This is a genomic window from Bradyrhizobium sp. AS23.2 (genome assembly GCF_001908185.1).
In the GTDB taxonomy this organism is placed as follows: domain Bacteria; phylum Pseudomonadota; class Alphaproteobacteria; order Rhizobiales; family Xanthobacteraceae; genus Bradyrhizobium.
On the sequence record NZ_LGHM01000148.1, the window covers coordinates 50,648 to 72,350 of the forward strand.

Annotated in this window: 29 protein-coding genes, 1 tRNA gene and 1 pseudogene; 19 read left to right on the forward strand and 12 right to left on the reverse strand. The window is 60.8% G+C overall.

Annotation, left to right across the window (positions count from 1 at the left end; all coding sequences use genetic code 11):
• Positions 1-361: 361 nt before the first annotated feature.
• From AC630_RS29705 to AC630_RS29720, 5 genes are all read left to right on the forward strand, one after another.
• A complete protein-coding gene (locus AC630_RS29705) occupies positions 362-658 on the forward strand; it encodes an HU family DNA-binding protein (RefSeq protein WP_018323108.1) in 297 nt (98 codons plus the stop codon).
• Between the two features lie 846 nt (positions 659-1,504).
• Complete coding sequence (locus AC630_RS45720; protein ID WP_167561307.1) at positions 1,505-1,642, forward strand: hypothetical protein; 138 nt, start codon at positions 1,505-1,507, stop codon at positions 1,640-1,642.
• 701 nt (positions 1,643-2,343) lie between these two features.
• Positions 2,344-2,457 carry a DUF790 family protein gene (locus AC630_RS47295; RefSeq protein WP_245330554.1) on the forward strand — a complete coding sequence of 38 codons (114 nt, stop codon included), beginning with the start codon at positions 2,344-2,346 and terminating at the stop codon, positions 2,455-2,457.
• On the forward strand, positions 2,454-2,804 hold the full coding sequence (locus AC630_RS29715) for a GrlR family regulatory protein (protein WP_074122016.1): 351 nt from the start codon (positions 2,454-2,456) through the stop codon (positions 2,802-2,804). The genes AC630_RS47295 and AC630_RS29715 overlap by 4 nt, the downstream gene beginning before the upstream one ends.
• 150 nt (positions 2,805-2,954) lie before the next feature.
• Positions 2,955-3,152 carry a hypothetical protein gene (locus AC630_RS29720; RefSeq protein ID WP_074122018.1) on the forward strand — a complete coding sequence of 66 codons (198 nt, stop codon included), beginning with the start codon at positions 2,955-2,957 and terminating at the stop codon, positions 3,150-3,152.
• Here AC630_RS29720 and AC630_RS47895 read toward each other — a convergent pair.
• The gene (locus tag AC630_RS47895; RefSeq protein WP_143198418.1) at positions 3,149-3,274 is read right to left on the reverse strand and encodes a hypothetical protein; all 126 of its coding nucleotides are present in this window, start codon (positions 3,272-3,274) and stop codon (positions 3,149-3,151) included. The two genes, AC630_RS29720 and AC630_RS47895, sit on opposite strands and share 4 nt — an antisense overlap.
• Before the next feature lie 73 nt (positions 3,275-3,347).
• Positions 3,348-3,575: a hypothetical protein gene (locus tag AC630_RS29725; RefSeq protein ID WP_245330555.1), complete on the reverse strand. Its 228-nt coding sequence runs from the start codon at positions 3,573-3,575 to the stop codon at positions 3,348-3,350.
• Between the two features lie 298 nt (positions 3,576-3,873).
• Here AC630_RS29725 and AC630_RS29730 point away from each other — a divergent pair, with 298 nt between their 5' ends.
• Positions 3,874-4,161, forward strand: coding sequence for a hypothetical protein (locus tag AC630_RS29730; protein WP_074122019.1), 288 nt, complete (start codon positions 3,874-3,876; stop codon positions 4,159-4,161).
• Between the two features lie 79 nt (positions 4,162-4,240).
• On the opposite strand, the gene AC630_RS45725 is transcribed toward AC630_RS29730, so the two are convergent.
• Complete coding sequence (locus AC630_RS45725; protein ID WP_167561308.1) at positions 4,241-4,405, reverse strand: hypothetical protein; 165 nt, start codon at positions 4,403-4,405, stop codon at positions 4,241-4,243.
• Positions 4,406-4,668: 263 nt separating this feature from the next.
• Between AC630_RS45725 and AC630_RS29735 the strand changes: the two genes are divergently transcribed.
• The 4 genes from AC630_RS29735 (at position 4,669) to AC630_RS29750 (ending at position 7,096) form a co-directional block, all read left to right on the forward strand.
• Complete coding sequence (locus AC630_RS29735) at positions 4,669-5,430, forward strand: SIR2 family NAD-dependent protein deacylase (protein ID WP_074122021.1); 762 nt, start codon at positions 4,669-4,671, stop codon at positions 5,428-5,430.
• 208 nt (positions 5,431-5,638) lie between these two features.
• On the forward strand, positions 5,639-6,298 hold the full coding sequence (locus AC630_RS29740) for a cold-shock protein (RefSeq protein WP_074122022.1): 660 nt from the start codon (positions 5,639-5,641) through the stop codon (positions 6,296-6,298).
• Positions 6,299-6,447: 149 nt separating this feature from the next.
• Positions 6,448-6,936, forward strand: coding sequence for a DUF192 domain-containing protein (locus tag AC630_RS29745; protein ID WP_074122066.1), 489 nt, complete (start codon positions 6,448-6,450; stop codon positions 6,934-6,936).
• Positions 6,937-7,019: 83 nt separating this feature from the next.
• Positions 7,020-7,096 (forward strand) — tRNA-Pro (locus AC630_RS29750).
• 162 nt (positions 7,097-7,258) lie between these two features.
• Here the strand turns inward: AC630_RS29750 and AC630_RS48460 are convergent.
• Positions 7,259-7,525, reverse strand: a complete 267-nt coding sequence (locus AC630_RS48460) for an AlpA family phage regulatory protein (RefSeq protein WP_143198421.1) — start codon at positions 7,523-7,525, stop codon at positions 7,259-7,261.
• Positions 7,526-7,659: 134 nt separating this feature from the next.
• On the opposite strand from AC630_RS48460, the gene AC630_RS29760 reads away from it, so the two are divergent.
• Positions 7,660-7,935, forward strand: a complete 276-nt coding sequence (locus AC630_RS29760; protein ID WP_349539509.1) for a helix-turn-helix domain-containing protein — start codon at positions 7,660-7,662, stop codon at positions 7,933-7,935.
• 90 nt (positions 7,936-8,025) lie between these two features.
• On the opposite strand, the gene AC630_RS29765 is transcribed toward AC630_RS29760, so the two are convergent.
• From AC630_RS29765 to AC630_RS29785, 5 genes are all read right to left on the reverse strand, one after another.
• Complete coding sequence (locus AC630_RS29765) at positions 8,026-8,694, reverse strand: hypothetical protein (RefSeq protein WP_074122025.1); 669 nt, start codon at positions 8,692-8,694, stop codon at positions 8,026-8,028.
• 160 nt (positions 8,695-8,854) lie between these two features.
• The gene (locus AC630_RS29770) at positions 8,855-9,442 is read right to left on the reverse strand and encodes a hypothetical protein (RefSeq protein WP_074122026.1); all 588 of its coding nucleotides are present in this window, start codon (positions 9,440-9,442) and stop codon (positions 8,855-8,857) included.
• A gap of 7 nt (positions 9,443-9,449) precedes the next feature.
• The gene (locus AC630_RS29775; protein ID WP_074122028.1) at positions 9,450-10,280 is read right to left on the reverse strand and encodes a hypothetical protein; all 831 of its coding nucleotides are present in this window, start codon (positions 10,278-10,280) and stop codon (positions 9,450-9,452) included.
• Positions 10,281-10,455: 175 nt separating this feature from the next.
• On the reverse strand, positions 10,456-11,157 hold the full coding sequence (locus AC630_RS43005) for a hypothetical protein (RefSeq protein WP_208867062.1): 702 nt from the start codon (positions 11,155-11,157) through the stop codon (positions 10,456-10,458).
• A gap of 57 nt (positions 11,158-11,214) precedes the next feature.
• A complete protein-coding gene (locus tag AC630_RS29785; protein WP_074122030.1) occupies positions 11,215-11,640 on the reverse strand; it encodes a hypothetical protein in 426 nt (141 codons plus the stop codon).
• Positions 11,641-11,851: 211 nt separating this feature from the next.
• Here AC630_RS29785 and AC630_RS29790 point away from each other — a divergent pair, with 211 nt between their 5' ends.
• A complete protein-coding gene (locus AC630_RS29790) occupies positions 11,852-12,805 on the forward strand; it encodes a hypothetical protein (RefSeq protein ID WP_143198422.1) in 954 nt (317 codons plus the stop codon).
• A gap of 253 nt (positions 12,806-13,058) precedes the next feature.
• On the opposite strand, the gene AC630_RS29795 is transcribed toward AC630_RS29790, so the two are convergent.
• Entirely contained in the window at positions 13,059-13,220 is a 162-nt protein-coding gene (locus AC630_RS29795) for an RNA-binding protein (protein ID WP_245330556.1), read from the reverse strand.
• A 187-nt stretch (positions 13,221-13,407) separates the two neighbouring features.
• Here AC630_RS29795 and AC630_RS45730 point away from each other — a divergent pair, with 187 nt between their 5' ends.
• Positions 13,408-14,235 carry a hypothetical protein gene (locus tag AC630_RS45730; protein ID WP_167561305.1) on the forward strand — a complete coding sequence of 276 codons (828 nt, stop codon included), beginning with the start codon at positions 13,408-13,410 and terminating at the stop codon, positions 14,233-14,235.
• 151 nt (positions 14,236-14,386) lie between these two features.
• Entirely contained in the window at positions 14,387-14,578 is a 192-nt protein-coding gene (locus AC630_RS29800) for a hypothetical protein (protein ID WP_074122035.1), read from the forward strand.
• Positions 14,579-14,625: 47 nt separating this feature from the next.
• Here the strand turns inward: AC630_RS29800 and AC630_RS29805 are convergent, their stop codons facing one another.
• Positions 14,626-15,798: an OpgC domain-containing protein gene (locus AC630_RS29805; protein WP_074122037.1), complete on the reverse strand. Its 1,173-nt coding sequence runs from the start codon at positions 15,796-15,798 to the stop codon at positions 14,626-14,628.
• Between the two features lie 256 nt (positions 15,799-16,054).
• Between AC630_RS29805 and AC630_RS29810 the strand changes: the two genes are divergently transcribed.
• The 3 genes from AC630_RS29810 to AC630_RS29820 all read left to right on the forward strand — a co-directional run bounded on the left by AC630_RS29810 (position 16,055) and on the right by AC630_RS29820 (position 17,611).
• On the forward strand, positions 16,055-16,360 hold the full coding sequence (locus tag AC630_RS29810; protein ID WP_074122038.1) for an ETC complex I subunit: 306 nt from the start codon (positions 16,055-16,057) through the stop codon (positions 16,358-16,360).
• 227 nt (positions 16,361-16,587) lie between these two features.
• Entirely contained in the window at positions 16,588-17,082 is a 495-nt protein-coding gene (locus AC630_RS29815) for an Lrp/AsnC family transcriptional regulator (RefSeq protein ID WP_074122040.1), read from the forward strand.
• A 232-nt stretch (positions 17,083-17,314) separates the two neighbouring features.
• Complete coding sequence (locus AC630_RS29820; RefSeq protein WP_074122042.1) at positions 17,315-17,611, forward strand: DUF3551 domain-containing protein; 297 nt, start codon at positions 17,315-17,317, stop codon at positions 17,609-17,611.
• A 101-nt stretch (positions 17,612-17,712) separates the two neighbouring features.
• On the opposite strand, the pseudogene AC630_RS29825 reads toward AC630_RS29820, so the two are convergent.
• Positions 17,713-18,742: pseudogene (locus tag AC630_RS29825) on the reverse strand (AraC family transcriptional regulator).
• A gap of 145 nt (positions 18,743-18,887) precedes the next feature.
• Between AC630_RS29825 and AC630_RS29830 the strand changes: the two are divergent.
• Positions 18,888-20,015 carry an isovaleryl-CoA dehydrogenase gene (locus AC630_RS29830; RefSeq protein ID WP_143198427.1) on the forward strand — a complete coding sequence of 376 codons (1,128 nt, stop codon included), beginning with the start codon at positions 18,888-18,890 and terminating at the stop codon, positions 20,013-20,015.
• 82 nt (positions 20,016-20,097) lie between these two features.
• The gene (locus AC630_RS29835; RefSeq protein WP_074122045.1) at positions 20,098-21,702 is read left to right on the forward strand and encodes a carboxyl transferase domain-containing protein; all 1,605 of its coding nucleotides are present in this window, start codon (positions 20,098-20,100) and stop codon (positions 21,700-21,702) included.
• Position 21,703 lies beyond the last annotated feature (1 nt).

Consider the following 21,703-nt stretch of genomic DNA (forward strand, 5'->3'; position numbering starts at 1 on the left):
GCACCGCGCTCCGCTGTGCTCTGCTCGGATTTCAGCCTCTGGATTTTCGAGGGATCATCGTCCAGCCTGGGCCTCCGACCGGCATCAAGAAAGCGAACACCCCGCCGGGGGGAAGCGGGGCTCTCTGACGGGGGGGAGGCTTGGGGACCTTCAATAGTTGGACGCGCCAGCCGGAGAATGGTTCAAAAAGAAAATCCCGCATAAGTACGGAACCCCCGCCGAGCCGCGGCTTGTGTTTTGGGCGTCGATAGGTTCTAAGCCCCGTGACTTCATGACCGTTGGGCATGAATCGGCAGCGCGCTGCGTGGTTCAAATCGCGTCCTGAGCAAGCGTTGCTCGCGCGCACAAAAGGAATTCAGACATGGCGAAGATGACGAAGACTCAGTTGATCGATGCAATTGCCGAGGGCACGCAGCTCTCGAAGAACGACGTGAAGTCGGTCATCGAGTACATGGCGACTGTCGGATACAAGGAGCTCAACGAGTCCGGCGAGTTCGTCATTCCAGGCTTTGTGAAAATGTCGGTCGTGAACAAGCCTGCGACCGAAGCCCGGATGGGCGTTAATCCCTTCACGAAGGAGCCGATGCAGTTTGCGGCAAAGCCGGCGAGCAAGTCGGTCAAGGCATCGCCGCTCAAGGTGGCCAAGGACGCTGTCTAAGGGCTGGCGACGTCGTTGCGGCGGTCTCCTCAGCGGAGCACCGCAACGACCGCCGCGGCGAACTTCGGGAAACGGACTCTTTCCCGGAGGATGACGCTTTTGGGGACGGTCGCCAGCAGGACTGAATTCGGCCGGACAACATGCGGAACGAAAACTCGTTCCAGCGCGGCTGACGCGCCGACGGCCGAGGATGCCTATTCTCGCGGCGATCGTGGTTGCCGCCCCGATCTGTGGGTTTCTTTTGCACCGATAGCGAGGCGCCGCTCGTAGTGGCGGGCCAACTCAAGGAGCCGCTTCTTGATGACGGGATCTGCCTTCTCGGCGAGGTCCCGAACCGTCCTGAGGCGTTCTCGGCAAAACTCATCATCCATCGGCGCAAACTCGGTTAGACAATGCCGAGTTTAGTTTTGCGCATCCAGGCGACGTATGAAGAAGCTCACACGTGCCCGGAAAGTTGTGAGTTCCATGCCGATGTCCGGATGAAGGCAGGAAGCGGCTGCGTCGGCCAAGAGATTCAGGACGCGCCAGGCAATCAGAAGCGCAAAGAAAAACCCCGTGCTTTCGCACGGGGCTCTCTTGCCGACGGCGATGGGATTTCAGCGCCTAGCCGTCAGCAGTGCCTCTAACTTAAGGTTGAAAATCCAGAGATCAACAGCGCCGCGGTGACGTAGTATGTTCGTCATGCGGCGCTGCCATGTGACCGGGCGCTGAAATCCCCAGCCTTCATGTGTCCTTGCAGCGCCGGAAAGGTTCAAAGCGAGTGCCCAGGAAATCCTGGAACGGGGGGGCTGGACTTTTTGTTCTCATTTTGTTCTAGTGAGTCACGTTGCATGTTGGAGGTGACTTATGACCATCGAGAAACAGCGCGAAGTGATCAGGCTCTGGAATCAGCTCAGGAAGGTCGAGGGCCCGGCCGCAGAAGAACTCCGCATCCAGATCCTCGAATGCTTTTCGGAGAAGGCTGGCACGAAGCGAGCGGCTTGAGGGGCGGCGGCTGATATCGACGACATGCGGCAGCCGCCAAGCGCACTCTCACTCTGGTGGCGCACGCATGATCGGCGTCTTGCGAAGAGCTGCGCGCGAGGAGCAACGACGTCGTCAATTCCGAAGCAGTCGTGGTTGGCGACGTTGCGCTCACGTATGGTTGCCGCCGATGGCCGAGGAACAAACCGTTGCGATTAGCGTTCGCGCAGCATGACATGTCCGCAATGCTCCAAGCCGATGACCGCGAACTCCAGCAACAGCTTTCGATGCGAACCTTGCCGCGAGATCGTCATCGTGTTCGCGGTCGTCTCGAAATTCCTGCCAGCGAAGAGTCCTGCCGCCGAAGACGCGATAGCGAGCGTCTTCATCGATCGTTAGGAATCGCTCCGCCCTGATTTTCTCGACTCCGATTCGTTCTTTGAGAACGAAATGGAGTCGGATGTAGAACAAGTCGTGGCCCAGCCGATCTCGATGCGGACGCGCTTGTCAGAATGATTCAGCGTGATGCTTCGCACAGCCCTGTCCTCATGCGCGCGGCTGCGCAAACGCAAGCCGCCGGTGCCGCCGCCAGGATCGAAGTCCGACGACGCCATGTGATGTAGGTTCATTGCGATCGTGCGTTCGTTCGCGCGATCGATACCGCTTGTTAAGGGACGACCCGCGCCGATTTCTTCGATTCCGATTCGTTCTTCGAGAACAAAATGGTGTCGAAGCTGGAACAAAGCCGATCGGCCGAGCGCCAGAACCTTCTCGTCGCCGTCTCGACGCTCGCCCTGTCCGGCGCTATCGTCGCACCGATGGCGGGCGGATCATGAAGAACGGCCTCTATTCCATCCACATCCACATGCTCGACGGCGTGAGGGGCCGCGACAGCGGCGTGCTGATCTTGCGGGATGGCGTGCTGCTCGGCGGCGGGCCGTATTTCTGGTCGCGCGGCTCCTACACGGTCGGCAACGGCACCTGGAAGGGCGAGCTTGCCACCAACCAGCATTCGCCGTTCCCCGACGCCTTCGTACGTCCGCTGTTCGGCGGGCAGGAGGTGACGAGCGGCTTTTCCGGGACGTTCAGCGACGACGAAGCCGAGGTGTTCGGCACCGTGCTGGTGGCGGGCCATCGCAGCCTCAGCTTTCGCGCGACCCTGAAGCGGCTCGTCGAGATCTGAGGCGCGCGAACCCCTAACGAATGCTTGCACGGAGGCCGATAATCCAATTGGGTTAGGTTAAAAGCCCAATCGCGTTGCGCTCGCCGCGGGTTAGGATAGGTGTCTGGCAAAGACGAGCAAGAAACAACTTTGCCAAGAAGCAGCTTTGTCATGACACCTTTTTCAGAACCGACTTTTTATCAAGGTGACCGGCACACCTACCGGCGCGTCGCCGTCGTCGGCTCGCTCTTCTGTCTCGCTTTCGTGGTGATCAGCTTCTCGCTGCGGCCGCAGCTCGAGGACACGCGTGTCGCGGTCAAGGCCGACAGGCTGGTGCGCACGGCCGGCCAGGCGTCGCACGCGAACTAGCGCTCGTCGCTATTGATGTGATCGTCGGCAGCCGTGTCCCGGCAAGTGGTGCCGCGGGTCGCGAGCGCGACGAAGCCGGCAAAGCCGGACAGGTTCAGCAAGACTTCGAGCCACGCGGGCATGTCGGGTCTCTCCTGCGCGAGGACGATGTCAACGTGCTCGCGCGGCTCCAGTTCCGGGCTTTCGAGTTCCCGCTTAGCCTGGCGTCGGATGCGGGGAGGAGGGATTGAGCCGCCGGCTGAGGGTCGCAATGGACTGGCTCGACGGCGTTTCCTCGAGGAATTCGGCGATCGCCCGTGCCAACTCGACGTCGCTCATCGGCGACGGAGGTTGGCGCAGCGCACCGACACCGAAGTAGCCGACGATCTCGTCGTAATGCTGATCTCCGGATTTGGTAACGAGCCTGCGGATACGGGCCGGCAACGCGGATATCGGCAGGCGGTCTTTCCTCCCTGGCATACGCCCCGTTGGCAGCCATGACTGTCTACTGCCATTGGCTCCCGCGAAACTGAAAACCCCGCCAGCATCGCAAGGACGCTGACGGGGTTCTTCGTGCTGTCGCCTCACCCGGATGGCGGAGGCTCCCGCACTTGAAGGTTCAATACATGCGAGGCGATTTCGTTCCCTTCGCGTCGAAATTTATTCGACCGCTTTCGGTTCCGCGCCGCGCGCAACCATCACCCGGCGCCGGCGTTGTTTTCGAGTTGCGAAGGAGGAGATCATGAAGAAGACACTGGCAGTCCTGGCCACTGTTGCAACGGTCGGCGCGGCCGCGATAGCGGCGCCTGCGCCGGCAGAGGCGCGCGGCATCGGCCCGGGCCTCGCGTTTGGCCTCGCCGCCGGCGCAATCACGGCGGGTGCGATCGCCGCATCCCATCCGTACGGCTATTATGGTCCGGGCTACGGCTACTATGGCGACCCCGGCTATTATTACGGGCCTGGCCCGTACGCTTATTACGGCGGCGGCCCGGTCTACTACCGGCACCACTATTACCGCCATCACTGGTAACGGCTGAACAAGCGAAAAGCCCGGAGCGATGCTCCGGGCTTTTTTCGTTCGCGTTTCTTGTTCGCGATGAACGGATGTCCTACGGCCAGAGCGAGGGCCGATCGACCTTGCGGGCATTCTCGAGCGTCGAGACGAAATACTCTTCGCGCTCGCGCTTGAACTTCTCTTGCGTGGCACGGAAGGCGGCGACACGGGCGGCGATCTCATCGCGTTCGCGGGCTTTGCGTTCTTCATCTTCGGTCATGTCCATCCCCTCGATTCACACTCGAACCATCTGTGCACTACTGAACTCAAGCAGTGCCGCCGCATCGCGTTGAGTCGCATTCAACACATGCATTGGCGCTTCCGATTGGGGCGTCAATGGGGAGGAGGCATTGCAGGATTGTGATAAGCGAAGGTCTGCAAAGATCGCCGGCAAAAGCGCGCAAGCGACAAGCTTGTTGACGCACTTATCCACCGGCGCGGACATGCTATAGAGCGATACTTGGCACGACGGATGGCTTGCCCATGATTGCATCAGACCTTCGCAGCGGCGTTGAGCGACTCGGCGATATGATCGCCGAAGCGAAGACCATCGTGCCGTTCACCGGCGCCGGCATCTCGACCGAATGCGGCATCCCCGACTTCCGCTCACCGGGCGGAATTTGGACACGCTACCGTCCGATCCAGTTCGACGAATTCGTCGCCAGCCAGGAGGCCCGCGACGAGTCCTGGCGCCGGCGCTTTGCGATGGAGGAGGTCTTCGCGGCGGCCAAGCCCGGCCGCGGTCATCGCGCACTCGCCTCGCTCTACCGCGCCGGCAAGATTCCCGCGCTCATCACCCAGAACATCGACAATCTGCACCAGGCCTCGGGCTTCGCCACCGAGCACGTGATTGAACTTCACGGCAATACCACTTATGCGCGCTGTATCGGATGCGGGAAGGCCTATCAGCTCGACTGGGTGAAGCGCCGTTTCGACGAGGAGGGCGCCGCACCCAACTGTACCGTGTGCGATGAACCGGTGAAGACTGCCACGATCTCCTTCGGTCAGATGATGCCCGATGATGAAATGCAGCGCGCCACCGAGCTGTCGCAGCATTGCGATCTCTTCATCGCGATCGGTTCTTCGCTGGTGGTGTGGCCTGCGGCGGGCTTTCCGATGATGGCGAAGAATTGCGGTGCGCGTCTGGTGATCATCAATCGCGAGCCGACCGATCAGGACGACATCGCCGACCTCGTCATCCGCCACGACATCGGCGAAGCACTCGGGCCCTTTGTCGGCAATTGAGGCATCAATTTGATTCGCGGCTGTGCAAGCTGTTCATAGGTTCCGTCGAAACTCTTTTTTATCTATGCCTCTCAACCGGGAGTGTTATCTTTTGAGTCGGAAGATTCGCATCGCGTCAGTTGAGAAGATTCTCTGAAGGTTCTCTAAAGACGCGTGATTCGACGCCGCCAATGAGGCGGGGTGCATGGAATGTGTGGGGTCCGGGGTTATGGGGTCGTCGGACGGATTTGAGTCCAAAAAGGTCGGAGTTCCCGCGCCAGGCGCATCGCCGGGGCGGATGGCGTCGGGCGAACACTGCGGTGGTCGCGATAGCGCACTCAGTCCCTTCACCGGTCTGGGTGAGGCCGGCGCCAACCTCGTCGAGGTCACCGGCGTCATCAAATGGTTCGACGCCTCGAAGGGCTACGGCTTCATCGTTCCCGACAACGGCTGGCCCGACGTGCTCCTGCACGTCACCGTGCTCAGGCGCGATGGCTTCCAGACCGCCTATGAGGGCGCACGCATCGTCGTCGAGTGCATCCAGCGTGCCAAGGGCTACCAGGCGTTTCGCGTGGTCTCGATGGACGAGTCCACCGCGATCCATCCGGCGCAGATGCTGCCACCGCGCACCCACGTCACGGTCACCGCAACCAGCGGGCTGGAACGGGCCCAGGTGAAGTGGTTCAATAGGCTGCGCGGCTTCGGCTTCCTGACCTGCGGTGAGGGCACGCCCGACATCTTCGTGCACATGGAAACGCTGCGCCGCTTCGGCATGACCGAGTTGCGGCCGGGCCAATATGTCCTGGTCCGCTTCGGGCCCGGCTCCAAGGGCATGATGGCGGCCGAAATCCATCCGGAGACTGGCTCGCCAGGATTGCAATCGCACTAACGGCCGCGGATATCCAATTCCCGCAATCGTGAGCAGAGGTGCGCTGGCCAAGCCGCGCTCCTCTGGCGTTTGTCATGATCGCCGCGTAAGGACTGTTCCAGCCCCACGCCCTCGAGTGCTGTCCCATGCGTTTTGCCTTGCGCTTTGCCATCAACCTTGATCGAAAGGCGGCCTGGTCCGTCCCGACACGGGGCTGGCTCGCCGCCATCCTCGTCCTCGCCGGCCTTGCGATCGCCAGCGCACCCGCCGGCGCAGCCAGCTTCCAGCCGCTCGAGATCGCCACCAAGAATGGCGTGCAGGTGTTCTCGGTGGAAATGGCGACGACCGAGCAGGAGAAGCAGACCGGCCTGATGTACCGCAAGGAACTGGCCGACGGCAAAGGCATGCTGTTCGATTTCAATCCCGAGCAGGAAGTGTCGATGTGGATGAAGAACACTTACGTCCCGCTCGACATGATCTTCATCCGTGCCGACGGCCGCATCCTGCGCATCGCCGAAAATACCGAGCCGCTGTCGACCAAGATCATCTCGTCGCAGGGGCCCGCCCGGGCCGTTCTGGAGGTGGTGGCGGGAACGGCGCAGAAATACGGCATCCGGCCGGGCGACCGCGTCGCGCATCCGCTGTTCGGCAGCAAATAGGGGCACCGGGCAGGGGCATTGCCGGCCTTAGGAAGCTTGCTGGCGCCTCGGGAAGCGTGTATCGACGGGGCTCGCCGGACATTCGGGGTATAGCGCAGCCTGGTAGCGCGGCAGTTTTGGGTACTGCAGGTCGTTGGTTCGAATCCAGCTGCCCCGACCAAAACATCAACAAAATAAATGGTTTGTTGATGTTTCTCAGCTGGGCAACTTGCAGTGTCTCGTACTGCAGGTCGTGTGCAGAATCCCTCGCAAATTCTAGTGCTTTCCTCGCATCGGCATTCGGCAGTGCCACTTGGGGACCCGCTGGGGACCCGTTTTCTATTTAGCTGCGCCCGCGTACGAGGACGCGCACAGGTTCTGGGGGTCTGATTTCATTCTGGATAAGGTCCGCTTGCCATTGCAGAACCTCGTCCAGGAAGAAGCCGACCCGCATTGGAGCGATCGAGTACATTTTAGGAAAAGTGCCTTCCTTCACTTTCCGCTCGAGGGTCGACCGACTGGTCGGTACTCTCCTCAAGACGTCCCTGATCGAGATCATTCGCCGTACACCCGATGCCCTGTCGGGTGGGTCCGCTCTTTTCATTGCCATCTCCGAGCTTGTCCGGCTTTCGTGCCGGCTCCCTGGGTTGATCGCTTCAGCCCAACGCAAATGAAATTGAGTCCACAAAATATGTCGACTATGGACCGTGGTTTTATAAACAGCAAAATGGTCGCCTCCTTCGCATGGATGGCCGGCGACTCGTTGCTTGGAATCTCCGGAGGCATCGTGTCGAGCGCGGCCTCTCGCAGGAGAAGCTGGCTGTGGATGCCCAAATCGACCGTACTTACGTGAGTAGCTTGGAGCGGGGCCTCGAAAATCCGACCGTTTCGGTACTGGATAAGCTGGCTGCAGCGCTCTCGATTTCGATAGCGGATTTTTTTTCGAGTACCGTCACGCGGAGAGCGACCTCCAAAGCCGCTATCCGCAGGACGTCGAACGAAATCGACATAGCGGTCTAAAAGCATCGGGTTCTCGGTTTATCAGGCCGAACACAGGCTACCTGCCGCAAACGACAACGCTCCCCTTCGGCCTCGCCGCACCGTCGCCTGCTAGTCCTGCCTTACCACAAAGTCGAGGCCGTTTGGGACCGACAGGCGCCTCATCACCTCTAGGACACCCGCGGCTGGGTCGGCGGATAGCTCTCTACCAATTTTGTCGTCGCCTTTGTTGCAGCGCAACCCATCGGCGATGAGTTCTCCAACGGATGACGATCCTGTAACGCGCTGGAGAATGGGCTTGGATGCCTGGGGAGCTTTGACCGAAAGGATGCGATCGCTCTCGTAGATCCAAACATACGAGGCCTTCTTGGAACGCCGGTACATCTGCTTGCACTGATTTCCCAAACGTTGTGGTTCACCGCTCCTTAGCATGGCATCACGCCGTTTCGCTTGGACCAATATGCCTTTGCTTATTTGATCGTCTGTGTCCTTGCGAACAATCGAGATATAGAGGTCTGCACCCGCCACCTTTTCCTGCCGCCTGGTGAATTCCTCGGCGTGAACATCCAATGTTAGGCCGGGTGCTGTGATTGGATGGTTGCGTATGGCATTGTTGATGGCCTGGGCTAATCTTGACGTTGTAGGCTCCTCATGCCGGCCGAATTGTTGTGACTCATTTGCAATGCCGTTGGCTACGGCATCAACGCGCTCGGTCAATTTGTGGAGTAGCTGTTCAAGTGGATCATGAAAAGTCGAGCCGGTAAGCGTAATGAGACTCATCTAAATCCCGCGGGGGTTCGCATTATTGAAGCGGGCCAGCATGCACCGCAACCCGCGGCGCCGGCGACCGGAAGGTGGCCGACCCCGGCCCCCGGTAGGGGGCTGCGCCGAGGTCGAAAAGCCGCCGAAGGCCTCGTCTAATCTTACGGAAAAGTCGAGACTACCGCATCCGACGCGGTGTGACCTTCGTTTGAAAAACGACAAATGACCCGATCACGACCGACAGGAGCAAAAATGCGCTAAGCCAGCTGGTCACGAGGAAAAATCGCATCAGGTCGATCGACCATCCCTGCCAAAGCGCCTCTGCCGTGTAGGCAACATCTTTCAACTGGTCGGTCGTCAAGAAGGGGCAGGATTCCGCATATGATTTGAGGAGACCGTTTTGACACACAAAGCCTTTCACACTCCGCGTCGAAGATGTTGGAATGGGGTACGTAAAGAATGAGAAGAGTAACAGGTAAAGCGCGCTGAAAACGACTAGTAGAGGGGCGCTCACGGCGATGACACGGTTTGTAACTCGTCGAGGCGAGTTCCTCAGGAACTGAAACACCACTACCAGAACAACAAGCTCAAGGAGCGCTGTGACGAGGACGACGCCCGGCGGCCAGGGTGGGACAATCCCCGACAAATACGCGACGAATGGGACCGTCACGCTCGTTCCGAGAGCGATCGCTGATAGCCCGCGAAACTTCTTCAGAACATCTAAGAAGTCGTCGTATCCCGTTTTTGCGAGATGCTCGTCGCTCATCTTCGTTTCATTGCTTGATGACGTAACGCAACGTGTCCTCGGGGTTTTTGGCCTTCGTCGCTAGGCTATCAACATCGAGCACTCGCGGGTCGGACTTTTGTCCGTTCGACCAAGTAACCACTACCTTGTACCGACCGGCGAACAATGCATCCTTCGATCCAAAGTCTGTCCAGCGATTGCATTTACTCGTGTCCAAGGGGTCAAGCGACTGCTGTTCGCAGAGCTCGAAATAGTAAAAACTTATGTATTGAATTCTCTTTGCTTTCGGGATGGCGATTATTTCAACAGCAACTTCGCCGTCGCCGCATCCCCCCTCCGCGACAACCCGGGGCAGTTCGGTGTGCGTTTTGCGATATTGGCTGAGCTTTTTAGCCATAGCATCTTCAAACGTTTCGTCCTTGGATGGTTGTTGGCGGTGATCTGCGATGCGAACCAAGACGCTTTCTTCGAGATCACGTAAGTTTTGGTCCCAGAGTTCTTTGGGATAGATCTCGAGCTTGCGTTGCAAATTCACGACACGCTGAGCGTGATCGAGCAGATTCGTCAGGAGGGGCTCCGCAGGACCATTTGCATTCTGACTTGCGTAGCAGTCCGCCAGATTGAGTTTCCCATCGACTAGATCCTTCTTCGTCCAAGGTTTGCTCGATTCCAGCTCCTTCTTTTTGAAGAAGGCATACGTCGCTCGCGGGTCCGCTGCAGTTAGGCTCCTCGATGTCTGTGCCGCCACTGATCCGAAAGGGATCGCTAACGCAACTAAGAGCGTGACGAGCGACCGGCTGGATAGCCTTTGGAAAAGTCGGCGGGCCAAGCCGAACTCGTTGCTGGAGATCTTACGCACTCGCCAACCACCTATTCAATCTTTGGTAGAGAGTATCTATACCGTATTCGTTCGCACGAATGCAAGTTATCGTAGTATTGTCGATTGTCTGGCTTTCGCCAATCGGCACTACCTGTCGCCGGCCAAAGTGTCGCAGCCAACTCACCTATCTGTCCGGTAGTTTAAACGCGCAATCTCAAACAAGACCAGCTTGGCGCAAGAAATCTTCAATCACGATGCGAATGCCTGCCTCTAACTTATCGATGTCCGCCTTCTGTGCCGTGAATGAGCGGCCATGAGCCGAAAGATGACCGATTGTACGTAGCTTCGGCAGTTCGCGTTTGGTGTTGCGGCCAAGTCTGAAGGCCGGTTCGTTAAGCGCGCGATCGACCAAGTCGGAAAGCTGCAAGTAGTCGCCACCCTTATCCTTGATCTTGTCGGCGATGTTATGGTGTTCGAAAGCTTCGATGAGGGCTATTTCCACGATACGCCTCATCATTACAGCGCAGGCGTCGTACCATCCTTCACGATAGCTGCCATTCATCTGCTCCGCGAGTTTCAGAAGGTATCTACGACCGGTTTGAGTGATCAAAGTAAGTGGAAATAACTCATTACCGGGGTGTGTGCGCGGTCTGGCCTGGCGCCACTTCGTTTGCAAAGCGTGCGACAACTCGCGGGCGCAATCGGTTCTGTGCTTGGGAGAGGTCGCGGCAGCGAATACAGGTTCTATCAGCTCTGCCAGGGCAGAAGTGTCTCCCACTGAAGAGTCGGAAATGTCGGCAAACGCATTGGTCGCATCTATCCTGAGCTGTGCGAGCTTGTTGCCATAAAAGTTGTCACCAGCGAGGTTCTTCCGATTGCGTCTCGCTTTCTTGGCAATACTGAGGGCTGTCTGCACCAGCTCATCGAGAACGGAACTGGGCGAGTCTACCGCTTCTGATGCGTTCGCCATGGATTACCAAACGGAGTAGACGAATTTTCCGTCGGAGCGCGAGCGTCGCAGCTCCCTGTCGCGGCAGAGACCCTGCAAGGGACCGCTTAGCGAAGTAAGCGGAATGTGGTGGCCTCGATTTTCGAGTTCGACCTTCACCTCGGTGATTGTCCGCTGCTTCTTAAAAAAGTTGTCGGCAATCAGTTCGCGCACGTATGATTTCGGACCGCCTCGCGGCTTCTTCACGGATTTGCCGCTGCTACTTGATCGCTGACGCCTTGTCTTCGCAGGAGATGGGGCGGTCGATGGCGACCTTGAACCCACCCCAGAACCGAGCAGCTCCTCCAAAATCTTTTGAAAGGCGATGCTTTTCAGGTTGGGGTCTTTGACACCCTGAACGGCTTTTTCAGCCTGCTGTACAAGATCCGAGTAGTCCAACGATTTGGTCATTGCGCAAACTCTGGGGTGGGTCGGCCGAAAGGGCGAATCAAAGCCACAAATTACCCGAAGTGCCTCGCAAATCGGTTGTGAGGCGATGGCGTTTCAACTAATTTTTCACAGGATTGTCAGTAGCTCGGGGGGCATTGATCCCGGGTATGCCGACGAGGCGGAGCGGCATAGCCAAGGAACGGGTGGAGGTTTCGTCGCAGTGGGGGCTGGTATGGATATTGACGCGGCGATTAGCGAGCCGCTCGTCAAATTGATTGCGTTCCACAATGCGTTCAACCGCAATATCAAAGTAAGCTTTGGATCGCTGGAAATGCTATCCGGCGTTTCGGCGGCCGATAGGTCTGCTGGCTTAATTGCGCTTCCGACCGGGACCGAACCGTGGGGCCGTGAAACTCGCTGGCGAAATCTAGATCAGCCAGTCAAGGAGGCTGCGGGTTTTTTGGCGGAGATGGGCCTTGCTCGCGCGACGGCCTCGTTTGAGGACTATCTGACCGGCGCGAAAGCCGAGTTCGATCGTGTCGGCCTAGTGCCTGCCCAGTCCAAGCGGAGCGGCACGAGCGCGATGCACGGATTCGATGCGATTGTGGGCATCAAGGCCTCTTCGATCGCCGATTTGGCGCGCATGGCCACTTTCTTTGGTGTCGCCCGTAATTGTGTTGTCCACCGGGCGAACCGCGCTAGCGGCGAACTTGCCGCTCTATGCGCGGAACCGGCTTTCTTGGAGACGCTTGCGCGATGGCCGAAGCGGGTTGGGAAATGGAAATTATCGCTCCCTTCGATTAGGGAGGGCCATGTTGTCGATTGGCGCCCGCGGCACGCTATTATGGCTTCGGACGTCTACTATCGTTGCGCAACGACGATCGACCGCGTGCTGGTGCAGAAGATGGGCGCTCCCGGCCTAGTCCGGATGGCTGCACACTGGTGCTTCTTCGCCGATTCTCCAGCGCCGTGCCCGGCTAAACTCAACCCTGAGACCATGGTGCGTTCTCAACTGGTCGGTCGTTACTTGGTGCGCGCCACATCATTGGCGGGGACGGTCGCATCACTGCGCTCGTCGGGTCAGTGGGACGCGGCTCGCGCCGCATTCGAGCGGCGCTATCCTAACGGTCCGGAAACCTCGCTCGCTACTCGACGCCGTGCGCGCCGCAGTGGACGTGCCCGCTGAAATCGGGCTCGCTTCCGGGTCCCCGGGACTTGAACTCGCGACACTGTTTGAATGCAAATGGTCAAGGTGACCAGGTAGAAGCTAAAAAATTCAAAGGCTTAATGTGTGCAATTCGTGCCAGCTTCGCCATACGAATGCAAATAGAACAATTTTGGGTACTGCAGGTCGTTGGTTCGAATCCAGCTGCCCCGACCACTCCCGAGGTTGATACCCCCAAGGGTGATGTCCAGGGCTTTGGGGCCGCGGATGCGGCTCAGAACAACAGCCAATCGGCGAGGCGCCAGGCGAGCCAGCCGAGGCCGCAGATCCAGCCCAGCATTGCGATCCCCGCGACGCCAAGCCCGCAGAGTGCGAACAGCGAACTTGCAGTCTCCGGCGTGTCGGAGAGTTTCTCACTCGTATCAATCTGGCTCACAGCATCCCCTTGCCTTGCTGCCCGATGTTCATTGGTCTCTGGTCGCTCGTGGAAATTCATCGGCCGCTCTCCAGCTCACAGGGACGTGAGACGAGGTGGCTGTCCATGAAGGCGCGCATACACTGATCGCGGACATGCACGGATGCCCCGGACAGGCGCGAAGAAGCTGCAACTCGTGGCGCGGTGATTGGTTGCTACGATCTGGCCGGAAAGTGCCGCATCGGACTTCTGGCCCGCCGAGCGCCTGCTTCGCCCGCCTGCCGCGTTGAAGGAGAGGACAGGGCGCGCGATCGGCGCTGCGCCCGGGGTCTTCTTCAGGCAAGATTCTCATGTCGACCAGTGCGATTGCTTCATCCGCCGTGGAGGCTTCAACGTCTCAGTCGATCGCAGCCACGTCATCCTCCGCGGCATCCTCGACGTCAACGACATCCTTGACGTCCACCACGTCGGAGACCTCGTCCTCGCACCAGGCCTCTCTCCGAGCGTTCGCGATCGGCGGCTCGCGACTTCTGCGCGAGTTTTCAAGGCATTGGAGCGGTCGGGCGGCGCAGAATTATCGAAGCTTCATCGAACCTTTGGCTGTGGCCACAGACATATCGGTGTTGGGGATTTCAGCGCCCAATGTCTAAACGGACGCCGCCAAGCGATGATATTCCGCTTGCGCGGCGTTGCGCTTTTCCAGGATCAGTTCGAGGCGTACCAGCCGAGCGGAAACGGTATGAACGGCCAAGCCGTCTGGTTGTCGTTCGCAGCCTTCGGCGATTCCTGGACGGAGGTCCTGACGAGCGCGAGCGGCGTCGAGCGCACCGCCAGGCGCAGACATGCACATTGCAAGTTCATTGCGGTCGCCTCAACCGGTCAATTCTTTTCAAAAATTCCAATTCTTTTCAAACTTCGACGTCTGTTCAAAATTGCAGCGCGTTCTCATGGCGCGCTCATTCTCAAATCACGCATGCACTCTAGAAAAATTGGCGCCGGCTTTCAACCAGTCTCGCCGCTCCGTCACGACAAGTAAGGTTGATCGGTTAGGTTAAAGGCGAGCGGTTGTTGCGGCCGCTCTGGCGGCTGTTATCAGGTCGGTCCCGGCTCGCGATGGGCTGCCCGCAATTGGTGCTCACACGAGATCACAGTTCATCGCAGCGCTCGTATCCTGTGAGTTCTGCACCATGTCTTTCGATCGTAACGTCCGAACCGCCAGTCCACAGTCCAACTGGACCGAGATCTGGCACCTCTGGACCGTGATCATGCCGCGCCGCTCGATCAACGGGCAGCTTGTGTACGGCAAAGTCTGGCGCCGTCACGACGGCCGCGACTGGATCTACAAGAAGTTCACCGAGTACGACAGCGAAGCGGCTTGAGCCAGCTTCCAGAGCTTCGTTCCGATTCCAACGGAACAGAAATGGCTCTAGGCGGCCTTCGCCGTCGCCGCCGGCTTGGCCGGCGGTGGCTTCAGCGGCTTGTCCTGCTTCTTCGACCACGAAATGTAATAGGCCACCGTCGTCATGATCGCGATGCCGGCGACGCTGACGAAGATCTGCGCGAACAGCGAGCCGGAGCTCATCGACAGCTCGAAGTGGCCGACGAAGGACAGGAACACGCCGACGCAGAACACGGCGAGCGACTGCTGGCCGCAAACGATCACGGGATCGAACACCTTCCACTCCAGGCCCGGCCAGTCCTTCGGCACGAAGCGGATCACCAGGATCACGATCACGACGAAATGGATAAAGCGGTAGGGGGCGAGGTAAGTCTTGTCGTTCGGGTTGAAGGCCGCGAACAGCCATTCCGGGAACATACCGGCGAGGGTGGGGAAGCGGCCGGCCATGGTCATGATCAGCGCGAAGAGGAGGTAACCGATGCAGAGCCACAGCGTGATCGGCGAGTTGATCAGCGTCATCGACCGCCGTGCGCCGCCCATGGCGCACCAGGCGCCGAACACGAACAGCACCTGCCAGCAATAGGGGTTGAAGTACCACTGGCCGGCCGGATAGGCGTTCAGATTCCAGCCGAAATGACGCGCAGCGAGCCACAGCGCGATGGACACGACCATCGTCAGGTCGGGCTTGCGCAGCATGAACCACAGCACCGGCGGAAACAGTCCCATCAGCACGATGTAGAGCGGGAGCACGTCGAGATTGAGCGGCTTGAAGCGCAGGAACAGGCCCTGGCGCAGCGTCTCGGTGGCATTGTCGACGAGGCCGGCGACGTTGAACTCGTTGATTATCTCGGAATCGCCGAAGCGCAGCGCCAAATAGCTGATCGAGGCGATGTAGATCACGAACAGGATGATGTGGGCGACGTAGAGCTGCCAGACCCGCTTGGTGAGCCGGGTGGCGCCGACGATGAAGCCGCGCTCCAGCATCATCCGCGCATAGACGAAGGAAGCGGTGTAGCCGGAGATGAAGACGAACAGGTCGGCGGCGTCGGAAAAGCCGTAGTTGCGCGTCGTGATCCAGTTCACGACGTTGTCGGGGATGTGGTCGAGGAAGATCGCCCAGTTCGCGACGCCGCGAAACAGGTCGAGCCTGAGGTCGCGACCTTTCTCGGGGAGCGTTGCATTGACGTTCAGGAAGGTCATGCGACGGGAGCCTTCGAAGGAGACGGATACGAGAGCGTCGGCGAGGCACTGCCGCCGGGCGGGATCCCGGGGCAGAAGGCGGGTACGCAATTGTCACGGTGCAGCATAATGACTATACCCGTCGGTGAGGCTGCCCGGGGGCCGGAATCACCGATCAGTTCCCGAAAGGTGTCTCTATACTATGCCCACGGTTTCCACCAACTGCTACCGTGACGCATTAAAATCGAACGAAAAGACGAAAAGGGCCGACCAGCCAATGACCGCACGCATTTTCAAGCCCGCCAAGAACGCGATGCAATCTGGCCGGTCCAAGACCCGGGAATGGCAGCTCGACTACGAGCCGGAGCAGCCGCGCGCGGTCGAGCCACTGATGGGCTGGACCTCGTCCGGCGACATGAAGCAGCAGATTACGCTGCGCTTCCACTCCAAGGAAGAGGCGGTCGCCTATTGCGAGCGCAAGGGCATCGCCTACCAGGTGATCGAGCCCCAGGAATCGCTGCGCCGCCCGGTCGCGTATGCGGACAATTTCTCGTTCCGGCGCGGCGAGCCCTGGACCCACTGAAGGCGCGGCTGCCTGCTCGGCCTTCATCCGTGTGATGAACTCGTCATGCCCGGGCTTGTCCAGGACAAGCCCGGCCATGACGGCGGGGAGGCATTCCGCCCGTATGCGATGCGTCGCACCCTATGATCCCAATCCACGGATCAGCCAGCGCGCCGGAGTGAACCCCTTGGCAGCGATTCCGCCGCGTGCTTCGCTGCGGCCATGACGGGATCAGGGCGAGGTGGGGGATGGCCGGGCGTGATCAGCTCGACGGCATCGATCTGAAGATACTATCAGAGCTGCAAGAGGACGGGCGGGTCCGCAACAACGAGCTGGCGCTGCGCGTAGGCGTGTCCGCGCCCAATTGCCTGCGGCGGTTGAAATCACTGTTCAGCCGCGGCGTAATCCGTGCGGTCCGCGCCGTCATCGACGAGCGGCTGCTCGGCTTTGAAGTGGTGTCCTTCGTCTCGATCCAGCTCGGTAGCCAGGCCCAGCCGGTGCTGGAGGCGTTCGAGGGCTCGATCGCCGCGATCCCGCGCATCCAGCAGTGCTGGCGGATTTCGGGCGACACCGACTATCTGCTGAAGTGCGTCGCGCCGAGCGTCGAGAGCATGCGCCAGCAGCTCCTGCATTTTGCGGCGATGCCGAACGTCAAGAACGTCCGCAGCTTTCCGGTGCTGGGCGTTGCGAAGGATGTGCCGCTGCCGTTGCAGGAAGTCGCCGCGACCGCGTCGGCGGGATAGGGGAATCGCAACGTTCGGGCGTGCCCGAGCGGAGAGTTCATAAAAACAGAAACGATAGGCTGTCACAAAAACTTAGTAACTCACCTAACTGTGACATGTGATTTGGGAAGGCCTGCAATGCGCCGTGTCGTGATTGTCGGCTCCGGTGGGCGGCCTACATCCGGGGTGTGAACCCTCAGCTGCGTCGCATGCCGAGGACTCTTTTGTGGGACCTGAAGCAGGAAAAGACAAGATGACCTCGACCTCGAAGACGTTTGTCGCGTCCGCCGCGACGCTGTTTGCATCTGCGTTTCTCGTGATGACTGCGCCGGCCGCACGTGCAGACGATTTCTGCATCACCAACGGCGCCCAGGCCGCGCATGGCTGCGGCTATCCGACGATGGAAGCTTGCCGCTCTGCAGCCGCCGGCATCGGCGGCATGTGCTCGCAGAGCGGTGCGAAGAGCACCAACGACGCGCTCGCCTTCCAGCCGAAGCAGACGCACTCGCGCAGCAAGGTCCGCTCCGGCGGCCAGACCAACTCGAACTAAGGGCTCAAATCGAAACCGGTTTCGAGACGTTGCGGCCTCCGAGGTTCATCTCGGGGGCCGTAAAATTATGGCAGCCAGGCGACGGCGCGTTTATGCGCGCCTCAGCGATACCTGCCGCGAAACTCGCGCGGCGAGGCGCCCGTCCAGGTGCGGAACGCGCGGGAAAAGCTCTTCTCGTTGCGGAAGCCGGCGATCTCCGCGATCCGCTTGATCGGCACCCGGCCGCGCATCAGCTCTTGCTTGGCGAGCTCGAACTTCGCCTCTTCCTTGAGATCGCGCAGCGAGGTCGCTTCCTCGCGGAGGCGCCGATGCATGGTGCGCGTGGAAAGCGCGAGTTCGCTTGCGACATCCTCCGCGCCGAGAACGCGTCCGCGCGCATTGCGGAGCACGCGGCGGACACGCTCGACCAGAAGCCGGTCGCGCCGATAGGGCAGCACGGTCAGCCGCAATGCGCCCTTGAGCATGCTGTCGAGGTCGGCGGCGCTGCGGGTGAGGGGCAGCGAAAGATAGTGCTTGTCGAAGACGATGCGGGTGCCGTCCGCATCGAAGCGCAGGTTCCTGCAGAAGATCGTGGGATAGACCGAGACGTGGCCGGGCTCGGCATAGGGAAATTCGGCTCTGCGCAGCGCGATTGCGGAATCGACCGCCCAGCAGGAGAAGCCGAGGACATAGCGGAGCAGGGTAACCAGGCAGAACTCGCGCAAGGGGCCGAGATCGCGCTGCTCGCGAATGGAGATGGTCGCGGTCTCCTCACCGAGCGACAGCTCGAACAGCACGTCCTCGGTCAGAAGGCGGTGATGCCGGCACCAGCGCTTGAGCGCGACCTCGAGGTTGGGCGCGGTGATCGAGGCGCGGCACAGCATGCCGTAGGTTCCCCAGGGCAGCCGCCGCGAGAACCAGCCGAGCGCCTCGTCGTCGAGCTCGCGCATCGCGTGGCCCGCCACCGCCTCGAACTGGGCCGCCGTCACCCGGCCGTCCCCCCGATTTGGCGAGGTCTTCGGTGACCTGCCCCTTGCTCAGCGCCTCGGCCGGATCCCTCCCGTAGCGGGCATAAGCGGCAGCCACGCCGCGGACGAAGGCGGCGGGGGTCATGGCGCGGCGGGGCGTCGCGGTCGCGGCTTGAAAGGGCATGAAAAATCCTCGCCAAACTTGGCGGAAAATGCAACCTTTTCGACCGCCAAGGCGCCCGGGCGGAGGTAGGTTCGGGCGACAAGAATTTGGAGGAATCGCCTTGAACATCCCGAGCATCGATTTCGATCTGGGCGAAGACATCAGCATGCTGCGCGACACCGTGCGCGCCTTCGTCGAGGCTGAGGTCACCCCGCGCGCCGCCGAGATTGAAAAGGCCAATCTGTTCCCCGCTGACCTCTGGAAGCGCTTCGGCGACCTCGGCCTGCTCGGCATGACCGCGCCGGAGCAATATGGCGGTTCGAACATGGGCTATCTCGCCCACATCGTCGCCATGGAGGAGATTTCGCGCGGATCGGCCGCCGTGGGGCTGTCCTACGGCGCGCACTCCAACCTCTGCGTCAACCAGATCCGCCGCAACGGCACCGACGCGCAGCGGCAGCGCTATCTGCCGAAGCTGATCTCCGGCGAGCATGTCGGCGCGCTCGCGATGTCCGAGCCCGGCGCTGGCTCGGACGTCGTCTCGATGAAGCTGCGCGCCGACAAGCGCGGCGACCGCTATGTGCTCAACGGCTCCAAGATGTGGATCACCAATGGCGGCGACGCCGACGTGCTGGTCGTCTACGCCAAGACCGATCCGGAGGCCGGTCCGCGCGGCATGACCGCCTTCCTCGTCGAGAAGGGTTTTAAGGGCTTCACCCATGGCCAGCACCTCGACAAGCTCGGCATGCGCGGCTCCAACACCTATCCCTTGTTCTTCGACGAGTGTGAGGTGCCGGAAGAGAACATGCTCGGCGGGGTGGGCGAGGGCGTCAAGGTGCTGATGTCCGGCCTCGACTATGAGCGCGCCGTGCTCTCAGGCGGCCCGCTCGGGATCATGGCGGCCTGCATGGACGCGGTCGTGCCCTACATGCACGAGCGCAAGCAGTTCGGTCAGCCAATCGGCGACTTCCAGCTCATGCAGGGCAAGCTCGCCGACATGTACTCGACCTGGCAAGCCACGCGCGCCTATGTCTACGCCGTCGGTCGCGCCTGCGACCGCGCCAACCATGCGCGGACGCTGCGCAAGGACGCCGCCGCCGCGATCCTCTATTCCGCGGAGAAGGCGACGTGGATGGCGGGCGAGGCGATCCAGGCGCTCGGCGGTGTCGGCTACACCAGCGAATTTCCGACCGGGCGCTTGTGGCGCGACGCCAAGCTCTACGAGATCGGCGCCGGCACCTCGGAGGTTCGCCGCATGCTGATCGGCCGCGAGCTGATGGCCGAGACGGCTTAAGTCTCCACGCAATTGGAATTGCCGCGAAACTGGTTCAACCTGCCGCGGCCTCCCACCACGTCAAGAGAAAACGCGGGACCACATGCCGCTCCATTCCAGCATCGATCCTTCCTCATCCGATTTTGCACGCAATTCCGACGCCATGCGCGGGCTCGTCGCCGACTTGCGCGAAAAGTTGAGCCAGGTTGCCGGTGGCGGCGGCGAGGCCTCACGCAACCGTCACACCGCGCGCGGCAAGATGCTGGCGCGCGAGCGCGTCGACCTGCTGGTCGATCCCGGGACGTCGTTCCTGGAGCTGTCGCCGCTTGCGGCCTACGGCCTCTATGGCGGCGACGTGCATTCGGCGAGCGTCGTGACCGGCGTGGGGCGCATCTCGGGCCGCGAATGCGTGATCGTCGCCAACGACGCCACCATCAAGGGCGGCACTTACTATCCGATGACCGTGAAGAAGCATCTGCGCGCGCAGGATGTCGCGCGGCAGAACAATCTTCCCTGCGTCTACATGGTCGATTCCGGCGGTGCCTTCCTGCCGCTCCAGGACGAGATCTTTCCGGACGAGCGCCACTTCGGCCGCATCTTCTACAACCAGGCGCAGATGTCGTCGCAGGGCATCCCGCAGATCGCGATCGTGATGGGCTCCTGCACCGCCGGCGGCGCCTATGTGCCGGCGATGTCGGACGAGAGCATCATCGTGCGCAACCAGGGCACCATCTTCCTCGGCGGACCGCCGCTGGTGAAGGCCGCGACCGGCGAGGTGGTGAGTGCGGAGGAACTCGGCGGCGCCGACGTGCATTCGCGCCAGTCCGGCGTCACCGATCACTATGCCCAGAACGATGCCCACGCGATCGGGATCGCCCGGCGCATCGTCGGGACGCTGAAACCATCGGCGCGGCCGAACCTCAACATGCACCCGCCGCGCGACCCGCTGTCTGCGGCGGAGGAGATCTACGGCGTGGTGCCGGTCGACGGAAGAAAGCCGTTCGACGTGCGCGACATCATCGCCCGAATCGTCGACGGCTCCGAGTTCGACGAGTTCAAGAAGCTCTACGGCACGACGCTAGTCTGCGGCTTCGCCCATATCTGGGGCTATCCGGTCGGCATCATCGCCAACAACGGCATCCTGTTCAGCGAGAGCTCGCTCAAGGGCGCGCATTTCATTGAGCTGTGCTGCCAGCGCGGGATTCCCCTGGTGTTCCTGCAGAACATCACCGGCTTCATGGTCGGCAAGAAGTACGAGGCGGGTGGCATCGCGCGCGACGGCGCCAAGCTCGTGACAGCGGTCGCGACCGCCTCGGTGCCGAAGTTCACCGTGGTGATCGGCGGCTCCTATGGCGCCGGCAATTACGGCATGTGCGGCCGCGCCTACAGTCCGCGCTTTCTCTGGATGTGGCCCAACGCGCGCATCTCGGTGATGGGCGGCGAGCAGGCCTCGATGGTGCTGAGCCAGGTCCGCCGCGACAACATCGAAGCCAAGGGCGATAGCTGGTCGAAGGAAGAGGAAGAGACATTCCGCAGCCCGATCCGCGCGCAATACGAGAGCCAGGGGCACCCATATTACGCGACCGCGCGGCTGTGGGACGACGGCGTGATCGACCCGGCCGACACCCGGCTCGTGCTCGGTCTTGGCCTCTCGGCGGCGTCGAATGCGCCGATCGAACCGACGAAATTCGGCCTGTTCAGGATGTGAT

Excerpts from the sequence above, each read along its gene's own strand:
- AC630_RS29835 (WP_074122045.1), top strand. The coding sequence starts at position 20,098 with ATGCCGCTCCATTCCAGCATCGATCCTTCCTCATCCGATTTTGCACGC.
- AC630_RS29770 (WP_074122026.1), bottom strand. The coding sequence starts at position 9,442 with ATGAGCGACGAGCATCTCGCAAAAACGGGATACGACGACTTCTTAGAT.
- AC630_RS45725 (WP_167561308.1), bottom strand. The coding sequence starts at position 4,405 with ATGACCGAAGATGAAGAACGCAAAGCCCGCGAACGCGATGAGATCGCC.
- AC630_RS29760 (WP_349539509.1), top strand. The coding sequence starts at position 7,660 with ATGGATGGCCGGCGACTCGTTGCTTGGAATCTCCGGAGGCATCGTGTC.
- AC630_RS29705 (WP_018323108.1), top strand. The coding sequence starts at position 362 with ATGGCGAAGATGACGAAGACTCAGTTGATCGATGCAATTGCCGAGGGC.
- AC630_RS29765 (WP_074122025.1), bottom strand. The coding sequence starts at position 8,694 with ATGAGTCTCATTACGCTTACCGGCTCGACTTTTCATGATCCACTTGAA.
- AC630_RS29830 (WP_143198427.1), top strand. The coding sequence starts at position 18,888 with ATGCTGCGCGACACCGTGCGCGCCTTCGTCGAGGCTGAGGTCACCCCG.
- AC630_RS29735 (WP_074122021.1), top strand. The coding sequence starts at position 4,669 with ATGATTGCATCAGACCTTCGCAGCGGCGTTGAGCGACTCGGCGATATG.
- AC630_RS29815 (WP_074122040.1), top strand. The coding sequence starts at position 16,588 with ATGGCCGGGCGTGATCAGCTCGACGGCATCGATCTGAAGATACTATCA.
- AC630_RS45720 (WP_167561307.1), top strand. The coding sequence starts at position 1,505 with ATGACCATCGAGAAACAGCGCGAAGTGATCAGGCTCTGGAATCAGCTC.
- AC630_RS29800 (WP_074122035.1), top strand. The coding sequence starts at position 14,387 with ATGTCTTTCGATCGTAACGTCCGAACCGCCAGTCCACAGTCCAACTGG.
- AC630_RS29730 (WP_074122019.1), top strand. The coding sequence starts at position 3,874 with ATGAAGAAGACACTGGCAGTCCTGGCCACTGTTGCAACGGTCGGCGCG.
- AC630_RS29805 (WP_074122037.1), bottom strand. The coding sequence starts at position 15,798 with ATGACCTTCCTGAACGTCAATGCAACGCTCCCCGAGAAAGGTCGCGAC.
- AC630_RS48460 (WP_143198421.1), bottom strand. The coding sequence starts at position 7,525 with ATGGCAATGAAAAGAGCGGACCCACCCGACAGGGCATCGGGTGTACGG.
- AC630_RS29820 (WP_074122042.1), top strand. The coding sequence starts at position 17,315 with ATGACCTCGACCTCGAAGACGTTTGTCGCGTCCGCCGCGACGCTGTTT.
- AC630_RS29740 (WP_074122022.1), top strand. The coding sequence starts at position 5,639 with ATGGGGTCGTCGGACGGATTTGAGTCCAAAAAGGTCGGAGTTCCCGCG.
- AC630_RS47295 (WP_245330554.1), top strand. The coding sequence starts at position 2,344 with ATGGTGTCGAAGCTGGAACAAAGCCGATCGGCCGAGCGCCAGAACCTT.
- AC630_RS29720 (WP_074122018.1), top strand. The coding sequence starts at position 2,955 with ATGACACCTTTTTCAGAACCGACTTTTTATCAAGGTGACCGGCACACC.
- AC630_RS29810 (WP_074122038.1), top strand. The coding sequence starts at position 16,055 with ATGACCGCACGCATTTTCAAGCCCGCCAAGAACGCGATGCAATCTGGC.
- AC630_RS47895 (WP_143198418.1), bottom strand. The coding sequence starts at position 3,274 with ATGCCCGCGTGGCTCGAAGTCTTGCTGAACCTGTCCGGCTTTGCCGGC.
- AC630_RS29715 (WP_074122016.1), top strand. The coding sequence starts at position 2,454 with ATGAAGAACGGCCTCTATTCCATCCACATCCACATGCTCGACGGCGTG.
- AC630_RS29790 (WP_143198422.1), top strand. The coding sequence starts at position 11,852 with ATGGATATTGACGCGGCGATTAGCGAGCCGCTCGTCAAATTGATTGCG.
- AC630_RS29785 (WP_074122030.1), bottom strand. The coding sequence starts at position 11,640 with ATGACCAAATCGTTGGACTACTCGGATCTTGTACAGCAGGCTGAAAAA.